The sequence below is a fragment of the Butyricimonas sp. RTP31003st1_G1_RTP31003_210430 genome (genome assembly GCF_040920905.1).
In the GTDB taxonomy this organism is placed as follows: Bacteria; Bacteroidota; Bacteroidia; order Bacteroidales; family Marinifilaceae; genus Butyricimonas; species Butyricimonas paravirosa.
This window is the reverse complement of record NZ_JBCOSQ010000097.1, coordinates 1-13478: the sequence shown is the minus strand read 5'-3', so window position 1 is coordinate 13478 and position 13478 is coordinate 1. Positions and strand designations below refer to the sequence as shown.

At 45.3% G+C, this 13478-nt stretch carries 10 protein-coding genes; 8 read left to right on the top strand and 2 right to left on the bottom strand.

What is annotated here, in order from left to right:
• Window positions 1-1920: glycoside hydrolase family 3 C-terminal domain-containing protein (locus AB5542_RS19835; RefSeq protein ID WP_368243376.1), on the top strand; the 1920-nt coding region annotated here is incomplete at its 5' end.
• 235 nt (window positions 1921-2155) lie between these two features.
• On the opposite strand, the gene AB5542_RS19830 is transcribed toward AB5542_RS19835, so the two are convergent.
• Together AB5542_RS19830 and AB5542_RS19825 are read right to left on the bottom strand one after the other, a co-directional pair.
• Window positions 2156-3451 (bottom strand): alpha-L-fucosidase, encoded by a 1296-nt coding sequence (locus tag AB5542_RS19830; protein WP_288215142.1) that lies wholly within the window; start codon window positions 3449-3451, stop codon window positions 2156-2158.
• 94 nt (window positions 3452-3545) lie between these two features.
• A complete protein-coding gene (locus tag AB5542_RS19825; RefSeq protein WP_087420880.1) occupies window positions 3546-4088 on the bottom strand; it encodes an RNA polymerase sigma-70 factor in 543 nt (180 codons plus the stop codon).
• 153 nt (window positions 4089-4241) lie between these two features.
• Here AB5542_RS19825 and AB5542_RS19820 point away from each other — a divergent pair, with 153 nt between their 5' ends.
• The 7 genes from AB5542_RS19820 to AB5542_RS19790 form a co-directional block, all read left to right on the top strand.
• Window positions 4242-5426, top strand: a complete 1185-nt coding sequence (locus AB5542_RS19820; RefSeq protein ID WP_288215143.1) for a FecR family protein — start codon at window positions 4242-4244, stop codon at window positions 5424-5426.
• 139 nt (window positions 5427-5565) lie between these two features.
• Window positions 5566-9048 carry a SusC/RagA family TonB-linked outer membrane protein gene (locus AB5542_RS19815; protein ID WP_288215144.1) on the top strand — a complete coding sequence of 1161 codons (3483 nt, stop codon included), beginning with the start codon at window positions 5566-5568 and terminating at the stop codon, window positions 9046-9048.
• A gap of 10 nt (window positions 9049-9058) precedes the next feature.
• Window positions 9059-10600 (top strand): RagB/SusD family nutrient uptake outer membrane protein, encoded by a 1542-nt coding sequence (locus AB5542_RS19810; RefSeq protein ID WP_288215145.1) that lies wholly within the window; start codon window positions 9059-9061, stop codon window positions 10598-10600.
• Window positions 10588-11259 (top strand): hypothetical protein, encoded by a 672-nt coding sequence (locus tag AB5542_RS19805; RefSeq protein ID WP_087420884.1) that lies wholly within the window; start codon window positions 10588-10590, stop codon window positions 11257-11259. Before AB5542_RS19810 ends, AB5542_RS19805 begins: the two co-directional genes overlap by 13 nt.
• 1 nt (window position 11260) lies before the next feature.
• Window positions 11261-12019, top strand: a complete 759-nt coding sequence (locus tag AB5542_RS19800; protein WP_288215146.1) for an ABC transporter C-terminal domain-containing protein — start codon at window positions 11261-11263, stop codon at window positions 12017-12019.
• A 295-nt stretch (window positions 12020-12314) separates the two neighbouring features.
• Entirely contained in the window at window positions 12315-12641 is a 327-nt protein-coding gene (locus AB5542_RS19795) for an RNA recognition motif domain-containing protein (protein WP_087420886.1), read from the top strand.
• 364 nt (window positions 12642-13005) lie between these two features.
• Window positions 13006-13478: carboxypeptidase-like regulatory domain-containing protein (locus tag AB5542_RS19790; RefSeq protein ID WP_368243375.1), on the top strand; the 473-nt coding region annotated here is incomplete at its 3' end.

Here is a 13478-nt window from a genome sequence, read left to right as displayed (position 1 = left end):
GGGCATATGGCTATCGGGACGACTGTGTTTCCCACGGCTATCGGGAGGGCAAGCACGTGGAACACGGAACTGGAGGAGCGAGTGGCCGAAATCGTGGCATTGGAGGCCCGTTTACAAGGGGGGCATATCGGTTACGGGCCTGTGCTGGATGTTGCCCGGGAATTGCGTTGGTCTCGGGTGGAAGAGGGATACGGGGAAGATCCTTTCTTGAGTGGGAGTATGGGAAGTGCTTATGTCCGGGGGTTGCAGGGAGGAAACGTGGGGAGTGGCAAAAATGTTATAGCCACGTTGAAACACTTCACGGCTTACGGGGTACCTGAAGGCGGGCATAATGCCGGGATGGCTCATGTGGGAGTGCGGGAATTGTTGACAGAGTTGTCCTATCCTTTCGAGATGGCCGTGAAAGCGGGGGCGTTATCATTGATGACGGCCTATAACGAGGTGGATGGGATTCCTTGTACGGCGAATCCATTCCTGACAAATCAGCTTTTACGGGATCAGTGGGGATTCTCTGGTTTTGTGGTTTCGGATCTCTACGCGATAGATGGGTTGATGTCGCAGCGAGTGGCAGCCGGTAGGGACGAGGCCGGGATATTGGCTTTACGTTCGGGAGTGGATTCCGATTTGGGTGGAAATTGTTTCAGTGCTGATTTGGTGAGAGCTTGCCGGGAGGGGCGATTGGCCGAGGCTGACATTGACCGGGCCGTGAGTCGTATTTTACGGTTAAAGTTTAAAATGGGATTGTTTGATAATCCATACGTGAAGGTGAAGAAGGCAGAAAAGCTGATCGGCACGTCCGGGCATCGGGAGGTGGCGAGGGAAGTGGCTCGCCAGTCTGTTGTGTTGCTGAAAAATGAAAATCAATTGTTACCCTTGTCGAAGGAGGTGAAACGGGTAGCGGTTATCGGGCCGAATGCAGATAATGTTTATAATCAGTTGGGAGACTATACGGCACCACAGGCACCCGGTTCGGTAATTACTGTACTCGAAGGTATCCGGCAAAAGTTGCCCGGTGCGGAAGTCCGTTACGTGAAAGGGTGTGCTGTGCGGGACACGTTGGACACGTCGATCGGGGAGGCTTGTGAGACTGCAAAAAATTCCGATGTTGTTGTGGTGGTTTTGGGGGGCTCTAGCGCACGAGATTTTGAAACGGATTTTTTGGAGACAGGGGCTGCCGTTGCGAATGAACGCAAGGTGAGTGATATGGAGTCAGGAGAGGGGTTTGACCGGATTGGTTTGTCGCTGATGGGCAAGCAAGTGGAATTATTGAAAGCGTTATATGCCACGGGTAGGCCCGTCGTGCTGGTCATGGTTCAAGGGCGTCCCTTGGAGTTGAACTGGGCTGCGGAACATATCCCGGCGATCTTAACGACTTGGTATCCGGGCGGTGAGGGTGGTCGGGCCATTGCGGACGTGTTGTTCGGGGACTATAACCCTGCCGGGAGGCTCCCCTTGTCTTATCCTCGTCACGTGGGTCAATTACCCGTGTATTATAATCATAAATCTGCCGAACGACATGATTATGTGGAGGGAACTGCTGCCCCGTTATATCCTTTCGGGTTCGGGTTGAGTTACACGACTTTTGTTTACGAGGGAATTGATGTGCGTGTCGAGGGGGATTCGGTTCGGGTTTCGGTAGATGTGAAGAATGTGGGAGGACGTGCCGGAGATGAGGTGGTTCAATTGTATTTGCGGGACGAACAGGCATCGGTGGTTACTCCTTTCATGCAGCTCAAGGCTTTTCAACGGGTTCATTTGACTTCGGGAGAATCCCGGAGGGTTGAATTTGTCCTTACAGAAGAACATTTACGAGTGCTTGACACCTCGTTGAACTGGCGGGTTGAGCCGGGATGGTTCACGGTGATGATCGGGGCCTCATCACAAGATATTCGGCAAAGGACTAGATTTAGAATAGATTGATCGCCTCTTGGTTTCATCGTTCTTATTCCTTGGGCTATCTTTGCGTTACATCAAAGGTACTCTTTTGGCATAACAATAACACGACATAAATATAAGAATGTGTTTATGCGGTGTTATTGTTATGTTGATGCTATGTTTATGATATAGCGAAAGGATAGCCCAATCATGAATCAAGGGGAGCTTAGGGGTAATCCCATGTTATATTCTTTCCGATGAACAGGGTTTTTGACCGCTATTATCGGTAAGTGATTTCAATAACATGATCTATGTCCGTGGGGACACTTCCCAGTTGTAGCAAGATTCCTTCTTTTGTTTTGGTGTATTTCACCGGAGTTTTGTCCTTGAAATGCACGATGGTCTTCACTTTTTTATTGGTGATCGGGAGTAAAAGCTGGTCTTTATTCAAATTTAGAATGTGAACGTAGAGTTTATTTCCTTTTTGGGTCGTGACTCCCCAGTCTTGGTGAGGGATGGTTCCGGCACGGGTTCCTTGGATAGTTTCACCATAGGTGCGCATCCATTCTCCGATTTCTTTCAAATGCGTAACTGATCCTTCGGGGAAATCTCCACCCGGACGGGGGCCCACGTTTAATAATAAGTTTGCATTGTTCCCTGCGGCACCCACCAACGTGTGGATGAGTTGTTTCGTGGATTTGAAATTTCGGTCGTTGATGTTGTAGCCCCACGTGTTATTCATGGTCTCGCAGCTTTCCAACGGTAGGGCGCTGATTTCTGCATCGGCAGAGTACCCGGCTTTGTTTTGTCCCGGTAGATCCCGTTCGAACATTTGGAAATCTTCCCCGTCAAAAGGGGCTTTGTGATGGTTATTCCCGATCAGGCATCCCGGTTGAAGGCGGTGGATCAATGTGTATTGTCTTTCCAGTTGCCAGTCCGCATCGGGTTTATCCCACCAACCGTCGAACCAGATACCACCGATCGGGCCGTAATTGGTAAGTAATTCGGTTAACTGGGCATCCATGAATTTCAAGTAATCTTCCCACATGCCGGAAGGGGTACGACCCGTATTCCGTCCCGTGCGTCCCCACGGGTAATAATCCGGACGGTGCCAGTCGATATGGGAATAGTAGAAGAATAATTTAAGCCCGTGTTTCTGGCAGGCCTCGGCCAATTCCTTGATAACATCCCGTTTGAAAGGGGTAGCCTTGACAATATTGTAATCTGATTGTTTCGTGTCGAACATCGAGAATCCATCGTGATGGCGGGAGGTGAAACAGATGTATTTCATGCCGGCGTCCTTGGCGATGCGGACCCACTCGTCGGCATTGAATTTGGAGGGGTAGAACCCGTCGGCCAGTTTTTGGTACTCCGCCTCGTTCAGGCTTTTATTGGTTAACACCCATTCGCCGTCGGCCAGCATGCTGTATATTCCCCAGTGGATGAACATACCGAACTTGGCATCCCGGAACCATTCCCGGTTGGTAAGGTTTTCTTGTGAAGGAACGTATTTCTCTTGGGCAGAGCAAAATACGACGATTAATAATAAGAGCGTGGTAATGAATGTATTTTTCATGCTAAGGATTAGATTAAATTTTCACGAAGGTAATAAATGTGAAGAAAATGATCAAATGTTTAATAAATAAAACGGAAAAGGGCTGAAAGTCTGTTTATCGTGTCGCTTTTTGGAGATAGAAAATTAAGAGTTCCAGGTGTTGAGAGAAGTGGGAACGCAGGTGTTTGATCCCGTTGCGTAACAGGGTTTTGACGGTGTTGATCGAGATGTGGAGATCGTCGGCGACTTCCTGGTATTTCATATCCTGCATGAATATGCGGGTAATGACTTTTTGGGTTTGATCGGGCATTTGTGCCAGTTCTTCTCTGATTTCCAGAAGGAGTTGTTCGTCAAACGTGATGGTTTCCTCGTCAATAATTTCTTGCTTTATAATGTCGATGTGGTAACGCATGACATCTTTTTTCTCTATTTTGTCCAAGCAAGCGTTTCTGACAGAATTGAAAAGGTAGGTTTTTATCACTTTTTCGTCTGATAACAAAATATCTCTTTTTTCCCAACAACGAATGAAGACATCTTGCACGATGTCTTCCGCATCGGCCTCTGTCTCCAAGTAATTGAGGGCGTAAAGACACAAGTTCTTCGCGTATTTATCGAAGATGTGCTGCAAATCGTGGTCGAGATCGTTTTGGTTTTTCATGAATTTATTTATCGTACAAATCTAAAATATTTTATTGAATGAAACAATCGTATGTAGCTTGTAAAGTGGATAATTGTTGATTTTTGAAAAATAATGTGTTTGTTGATTCACCCGTTTTTGGCTTTTCCCGTCTTAGAGGCAAAATGAAATGATATGAACCGGATTTCGGATGAGGTAATAGAACGGATTATTGATTTTTACTTGGGAGATATTTCCGAGCGGGAGAAGATGGATTTGGAGAGATGGGTGAAGGAGACCCCGGAGCAAGAGCAATGCTTTAAACAAACGCTGAAGATGTGCCAACGACTGCGGTTAAGTTCACGTGAGGAACGGGCAGGGGGGATGAAGACCCAGATACTGGAAAAATGGCGGGAAGAAAGGCAGAAACGGCAGAGACGATTCGTGTGGGGCGTGGTCTCGTCTGCGGCGGCGGTCTTACTGTTGGCGGGCATTTTCCACGTGTACTACACGAACCGGAAAGAACTGGTGCCGGAGACATTGCCTAAAATCAGTTTGTTGGAGAGTAAGCACGGGGAGAGAGAGGCTATTTTGCAATTTCCATCAGGGAACGAGGTCATGCTGGGTAGAGAGGATGATCGAACCGTACCATTGGCGGAAGGGATTGTCTTGAAGAGTGATTCCGTGAAAAATCTGTTCCCTCAGGAGGGCGGAAAGGACGTGATGACAGAGGAATATCACACGGTGATTGTTCCCCGGGGAGGTGAGTATAATCTGACGCTGGCAGACGGAACGAACGTGTGGTTGAATTCCGATTCGAAGTTGAAGTTCCCTCTTCATTTTGTCGGGAATCAACGAGCCGTTTATTTGGAAGGGGAGGCTTTTTTTGAGGTGACTTCCGATTCGTTAAAGCCTTTTGTGGTGAAAACGGCGGAGGCAAATGTCAAGGTGTTGGGGACGTCGTTTAACGTGATGAATTACACGGATGAGGCGAAGGTTGAAGTGGCATTGTTAAAGGGGAAAGTGAAATTCGAGGATACACGGAATCGACAGACCCGAGCGTTGGTGCCGGGAGAGGTGGTCCGTATGGACAAGGCGAGTACTTCGATCGTTCTCACGAAAGAGGATGTCAGTCGGGTGAGCGCTTGGCGTACCGGGTATTTTTATTTCGAGAATATGTCGATGGAAGAGTTGGTCGTGAAGTTGGAACGCTGGTATCAAGTGAAATTCACTTTTGCCAGCGAGAAGGTGAAACAGATGCGTTTTACCGGGGCCGTGACGAGATACCGGGATCTGGAATACGTGTTGAAAATGATCGAGAAGACGAGGGATATTTCATTTGTCGATTTCGGAGATCAGATTAAAATATATGAAAAATAAAATCCCGAAACGTGTTGCTACCACGCTCCGGGAGGTTTAGTAATACCGTAAATATTAACTAACTCGAAACAAAAGTATGAATAAAAAACGAAGAAACAGGCTTGTTGTACACAACAAGTTGTCAAAAATTTGTCAGGTTATGAAGTTAGGCGTTTTTTTGATGGTCGTGTTTATCACGAATGTAACGGCCGGCACGTTAGCCCAGAAGACGATGACCGTCACGGGGAGCCAGTTGAGTTTCAAGGAAATCTTTTCCGAGATTCATAAACAGACCGGTTATACGGTGGTGTATAATAATCACCGTTTGAATAGTGATTACCGCTTGAACGTGAATTTCAAGGATACTCGTTTGGACGTGGTGTTGCGTGAGATATTGGAGGGAACCGGGTTGACTTACGAGTTGATGGATGAATTTATCATCCTGTCCGCGCTCCCGGCCGAGCCGCAGAAAGGGAAAATTATCTTGGGAAAAGTCACGGATGGTAAGAAAATACCGATGCCGGGAGTGACGGTTCGGCTGGATAGCACGACAGTGGGTACGGCCACGGACGTGAACGGGGTTTTCCGGTTGACCTTGCCGATGGAAAGGGGGACGCTCGTGTTCTCTTTCGTGGGATACAAGACGAAGAAGGTGAATTTCAGTGCCGTGACGAGAGACACGATCCGGGTTACCCTAGAGGAAGATGTTTCCGACTTGGACGAGGTGACGGTTGTTGCTTACGGTTCGCAGAAGAGGAGGTTGATGACGAGTTCTGTTTCCTCGATCAAGGGGAGCGAGATTCAGGAATTGCCGACGCATAGTCTGGAGAGTTTGTTGCAGGGACGTATGGCCGGAGTGGAGGTAAATAACTTGTCCGGGGCTCCCGGTGGTGGCGGGTCTATCGTTGCTATTCGGGGGTACAATACGTTATCAATAAAAGGTGAAAGTCAGGATCGTAATGCCGGTACTCCACTTTACGTGGTGGACGGGGTGCCGATGCAGGCGTTCACTTCTGATGTAACAGGGGCTAACACGCTGGCGAATCTTGACCCGTCGATGATCGAGTCGATCGAGGTGCTGAAGGATGCTGCGGCTGCTTCTCTTTACGGTTCTCGTGCCGGTAACGGGGTGGTGCTGATCACGACGAAAAAGGGGCGCTCCGGTCAGGGACATATTTCGGCAACGTTATCTTATTCTGCCTCTTGGTTACCCAAGACGGTGGAGATGACAGGTGGTCAGGGAGAGCGTTTGTACGCGCTGAACGCTTTTAAGAATGCGCGGGAGCCTTATTACAATCCGAATCGCAATGAATGGAAGGTGCCGACCTCTTACGCGGAGGTGTATAATGCTGTCCTTAATGGATATACAGGTGCCGTGTACAATGATTTTTGGAGTAGTGGGGACCGGATCTATTTGCAGGATAGTTTGAATCCTTTTTTCAATAATTCTACCGATTGGTGGCGGTACATGTACCGGACGGCAAAAGTGTTGAACGCTAATTTACAGGCTTCCGGGGGAAATGATGCCGTGCAATACGTGGTGGGACTCGGGTATTTCAAGGAAGAGGGGATTATGATCGGTTCTGATTTTCAACGGGCAACTTTAGCCGCTAATTTGACGGCTAAACCGGTGAAACGATTCACGATGGATTTGCGGACTATTTTCGCTTACAGTGACCGGAGCCGGGGCGGGGTGAAGGGAGCCGGGAGTGGCGGTTCCAAGATAGAGGGTGTTTCTGTTAATCCAAATTCGACTTCATCCTTGTTGCCGGGAGGGAGTTACGTGGAGGAGTATATGTTGGAAGATTTGAATGCCAAGATCGAGAAAAATAATAGTTACACGTTGCGGTTGAACATGAAACTGGATTACGAGTTTATCCGTAATTTGCACTTGTCTGTTACCGGGTCCATAGATTTTAACCAGCAGAATCTGAATAAATTTATGCCGAGCACGTACGATCGTCAAAATCATTTTTCAACTTCCGAGGGGACTATTGCCCGTAGTATCAATATCTTGAATGAGAACCTGTTGAATTACCAGTTTAATTTGAAACAGGATCATCATTTTGGCGTGTTACTCGGTCTCTCTTTTGAAAAGGATCAGCACTTCACGAATAGCGGGTTAGGAAGGAAAGGACCTAGTGATTACGTCCATTACGTGGGTAGCGGATGGGGAGGAGCTTTTGACGTGGTATATGGCGTGGGACAAAAACAGGCAACAGGTGCGTACAAGTATAGTTCTGAATTGAAGGAAGAAACGATGTGTAGTTATTTTGCCCGGTTGAATTATAACTACAAGGAAAAATATATGTTGGAGGGAACGATCCGGCGGGATGGTTCCTCTGTTTTCGGTGAAGATGTACGTTGGGCAACATTCCCGTCCGTGTCTGCCGGTTGGGCTTTCTCGCAGGAATCTTTCATGAAAAGGTTCTACTGGTTGAGTTTCGGTAAGATCAGGGCAAGCTGGGGTACTTCCGGGTTGAAATTCAGTCAACCTTATCTGGCTCAAGGGTTGTTCTCTTCGGGAACGGGAACATTTCTCGGTCAATATGGAATGAAACAGTCTGCACAGGGTGGGTTGATTAATCCCACGTTGAGTTGGGAGAAGACGGATCAGTATGATATTGGTTTGGACTTGGATTTAATGAATTATCGTTTCAAGGTGGTGTTCGATTACTATTATCGTTACACGAAAGATCAGTTGAACCAGATCGATTTACCGGGTGATTTTTATTTGTTTGCGATGCAGTGGCGGAATGCCATGGAAACCTCGAACGAGGGTGTCGAGCTGGAGTTGGCTGCCGATATATTACGAGAAACGGCTGTTAAGTGGAAAATGAAATTGACGGCCTCCCGGAACTGGAGTCGTTTCGAGAAAAGTTATGACAAAATGGATTATCAGGAACAGGTGATCGGTAAGCCATTGTACCAGATGAAGGTTTATAAAACAGACGGTTTTTATAACACGATGGATGAGGTGCCTTACATGTATCTGCCGAGTGGTCAGAAGCAACTGTTGTATGTTAATGGAACGAGTACAAGTATCTTTTTCCCGGGAACTCGTCGGATTCTGGATCTGAACGGGGATGGCAATATTACCGAAGATGATAAGTATTATGCTGCCAGCCCGTTACCGAAAGTGCATGGTGGTATTTTCTTTGATTTGCGTTGGAAAGACTTTGATTTAAACTTGGCGTTTAATTATTCGTTAGGAAGGCATATCCTACGGGTGTATGATGACGCCAGTCTAATGCCCGGGGATGAACCTAACCGTCCTCTTCTGGTGGATATTAGTAAGATTCATGCTTGGGAAAATGCTCAAACGGAGAACCCGTCTTATCCTCATTTGCAATCTTATAACGGGAACGATTTACAGTATGATGGAAAGTATGATTGTGATATTGAAAATGTACACCTGTTGCGATTAAAACAACTGACGTTAGGTTATAATCTGAATAAACGGGTGATTGAAAAAGCAAGATTGACCAGTGCCCGAATTTATGTTACGGCAGAGAATTTATTCTTGTTGACTAATTACAAGGGGCTCGATCCTGAAATCGTCAGTATTTATGATGGTATAGATGATCTGGGGGCTTATCCCCTGCCTCGGAAATTTACAGTAGGTTTAAGTATAAATTTCTAAAAAAGATATTATGAGAAAATTGTTAGTATATCTGCTTATATTACCGCTGTTCTCGTGTGATGATTTTTTGACGGTGGAGTCGGAGAATGACGTGACGTTCGTGAATTATTTTAAGACGGAATCAGACGTAGAGTTAGTCGTTATAGATATGATGGCGGCGGAACTTCAGTTGTGGGGGTTAATGACATATAGCAACCTTTCGTTCCTTGATCTTGCCGCCCTGCCTTGTGATGAGTATGAAAACGAAAATGTAAGGAATCTGAATGTTGGAATTTTCACGGATCCTGCTAAAATGGAATCTTGGAGCGGGTATTACGCCCTGATCGGGAAGGCGGACGTGTTGTTGGAGAATGCTTCTCGATTTACCGGGATCACGGATGAACGGAAAGAGTTCTGGCTGGCCCAAGCGTGTTTCATGAAAGCATTCGCTTATTTCGAGATTGCACGGAAATGGGGGGATGCCCCGATTTCCTCGGGGGCCGAAGCAAAAGACCCTCTCGCTAAAAGTCCGGCGAAGGAAGTGCTGGAAACTGCCATTCAATACGCAGAGAAGGCGCTCGTGTTGCCCCAGTACGATCAGTTGACTGATTCGTATGGAAATTCATTGACTTCGAAACAATATGCCAGTAGCGGAACCGTGAAAACATTGTTGGCAAACATCTACGCGTGGATGGGTGGCCTTTATAAAGAAAAGACGTATTGGGAAAAAGCTGAACAATACGCTTCTGATGTGATTGAAGGTAAATGCGGGGCGTACCGGTTGGAACCGGATATTGCTGCTTTAAAGGCACGCACGCTTGGAGAAGGTCGGGAAAGCGACGAAACGATTTTTGCTATCGAGGTGACTAGTAAGGACTACGAGTATGAGGGAAATTCTTATATGCCGATGTATTTATATCCCAGTATTTTGTTGTGTACGTACCCTTATTTTTCGCTTCTTCCGAGTGATATTGATGGTCCGGGAGTGGGGTACACGAGGATTTCGGTGGAAACGGTGGAAGATATGTACCCGGAAGAAGAGGATGTGCGCCGGGATTCATTCTGGTATCATTTAGGGACACAGACGTTATATGAGGATGATGATACCCCGTCTCCTTGGGCTTATTTTGTTAAATGGAACAAAGTGATCACCTCGGTTGCAGTCGGAAATGAAGGGAAAATAATTTCGGTGGAGGGAAATAAAGTGATCTGGAGATTGGCAGACCTGAAATTACTTCGTGCCGAGTGTCGCACCCGCTTGAATATGCCGAATGCCGTGGAGGATTTGAATGATGTTCGGGAACGGGCCGGATTGGAAAAATATGATGGTCCCACGGGGAGCGAAGTCTTGCGGGAAGAGGTCTTTAATGAACGGGAACGGGAATTGTTCGGTGAAGGGCAACGTTATTTCGACATCGTGCGCAATGGTTATTTGAACCGGTTGTCTTTGGCTTATTCCATGCTCACGCAGGAGGAAATAGACCGGGGGGCTCTTTATTTGCCCGTGGGCGAGAAGGCGTTTGTGAATAATGAATTAATGACTCAAAATTCGTATTGGTTATGGAAAAAATAAATGTATTTATCAAGAGTTTGGTCGTGTGTGTTGCCGTGGGATTGGGTGCTTGCACGAATTACCAGTATATAGATACCGGGTTGGCAAACGGGAAACATGATTGCACGGTATGGGAATATTTACACTCGCAACCGGATGATTGGGATTCCACGATATTACTGATCGAGAATGCCGGAATGAAGGCTTATTTTGACGGTTCTATGCCAAATCAGCAAATTACTTTTTTCGGGGTGACGAACTTGAGTATCTTGCGCATGATGTTGGATCATAACGTGGAAATTGAGGAAGATGGGGAACTTTGGAACAAGGTGTCGGATATTCCGGAAGAGGTTTGCCAGTATATTTTAAATCAGTTGATTGTTCCGCAACGGTTGACCGTGAATGATGTCCCCAAGGGAAATTTGGAAGAAACGACCGGTAAGGAAATTGATGGAAAGGTTTATTCCACGCTGGATGGAGATTTGTTTTCTTATACTTTCCGGGAAGATTATAATAAAATACCGGAGAAAGGGGAATTTGGGCTTTACGTTTATTTGCATAACACGGAAAATAGTGAGAAAAATCGGATTGTTTCCACGGATATTCAAATGACGAACGGGGTAGTTCATGCGTTGAGTTACAATTTTGACTTGACATCGTTAATTTCTAGTATTTATTGATATGATGAAGAGAATATATACTTTATTGGTGATAGCAGCTTTGGGATTCGTGGGCTGCCAAGATGTAACGGTCGGTTATTTGAGAACCACCTATGCGAAATACGGGATCGATTCGCTGCATATCGGGGTGGATGGAGTGAAAGTTAAAATGGCCGAGATGGAAGAGCAGTACTGGCCCTTGGAGGGGTTGGGGAAGGTTCTGGCCATGGCGTATAAAGCGAAACCGATAATACAAGATTTGGAATCGGAAATGGATGAGCTGTATGAAGAAATGGATCGATTGGAGGGAGAGGAGTTTCCGGATGAAGATCGGATGGATGAAATATCTGCTAGGTTAGATGAAATAGAGTCTTTGGTGAACGCGTATTATGATGAGGAGTATCTGATTGACGATGCGAAATTTTATCTGGGGGAAGGTTTTCAGGGTGATGGCATGGGATATTCTGTTGCTGAAGCGGAAAGAATATGTAACCAGTATCTTTCCTATTCCTCTACTGTTGAACAGGGACTTCCTTGGACCACGGCGACAATCGAGGGGGTGTTGGGAACGGAACCTGTTCAGTATTCTATCGCCGACGTGACTTCGGAGGATGGAAATGCCGAAATTTTCAGGAGTGAACTGGTGATATACGGGGGAGGACGGATGCAGCTGCCTTTTGATTGTAAAGCCCCGAAGGGGAAATACCGGGTTTCAATTCTGATCAAGAACGAGGGGTATTCTAACGTGTTGGAAAACGTTTTCACGTTTGTTATGGATTGATTGATTCGGAACTGAAAAATTTGTAGTGTGTGAATAAATAATGTGTTTAGCCCTCTTCCGGTGCTTCGTTACCGGGAGGGGGCGTTTTATTGTAATCCTTGGTATGATTGATGTTCAATAAAATAATTTGCAAAATTACTTGCTTATCCAAAATTAAAGAGTACCTTTGTCCCAGATTGAGTTGAATCCATTGTATTTAAATCACTTTCCTAGCATGTATTTGTATCGTTAAGTAGACTTTCTTTCATTGTGCAATCTCAATCGTAATTTATTAATCAATTAAAATTTGTACTTGATGAACATTTACATCTCAAATTTAAGTTATGGCGTTGATGACGCTGATTTGCAAACTTTGTTTGCTGAATACGGTGAAGTTACTTCAGCTAAAGTTATTATGGATCGTGAAACAGGTAGATCAAGAGGTTTCGGTTTTGTTGAAATCTCAGATGATGCTATGGGACAAAAAGCAATCGATGAATTGAACGGTGCTGAATATGACGGTAAGGTAATTAACGTTAACGTGGCTAAGCCGAGAGAAGAAAGATCAAACGGTGGAGGTCGCGGAGGATATAACAGAGGTGGCGGAAGTCGCGGAGGTTATAATTCAAATAGAAGATATTAAAACTTCTTACCTGCAATTGCTTAAACGCATTTTCGTTTAAGCAATTGCAGGTATTTTTTTACTCTATATTTTCTTGAAAAATTGTAAGAGGTATAAATTATTCTCGTTCTAATGGATTTTCTGTCCATACCCTCTTAAATTTTAATCAATTCGTTTTGTTTTCCAAATCAGCAAGTATAATCATTAGGCATTGATAGGTTTTCCTATTTTGATGTATATTGTTGGGACTATGTCTGAATGGCCCTATTTTGGTTGATAAATGGATCTGGTGATTGTAAAATAAAATCTATTCTTAATTGTGATGTAACACTATTGAAACATTGTGCGCATACTTTCGTGCATCAAAAAATTAAAAATGTTGTCTATGGTGTTTATTTTAAAGAAAAGTTTTATTCTTTTATTTAGTCTGATGGCTATGACTGTTCAAGCACAAACAGTTATTAAAGGGAAGGTGGTTGATATAAATGATTTACCGCTTGTTGGTGCTAGTGTGTCTGTAAAAGGCACAACTCTAGGAACGGTTACGGATACCGATGGAAAGTTCATTCTTAAATCTCCGAAAACACTTAAAACTACGGATAAGATTGTCTTCAGTTATTTGGGATACGAGACAGAAATTGTTTCTTATCACGGGAAGAACACTGAATGGATCATCCGGTTGAATGAAAAAAACGTTGCCTTGAATGATGTCGTTGTAACGGCATTGGGGATTAAAAGAAATGAACGAGGATTAGGGTATTCGACAAGTAAACTTGATGGAAATGAAGTCATGCGTGCGGTTTCTTCTAACTGGTCACAAGGTTTGGTTGGAAAGGTGGCCGGGCTTAGTATTAATTC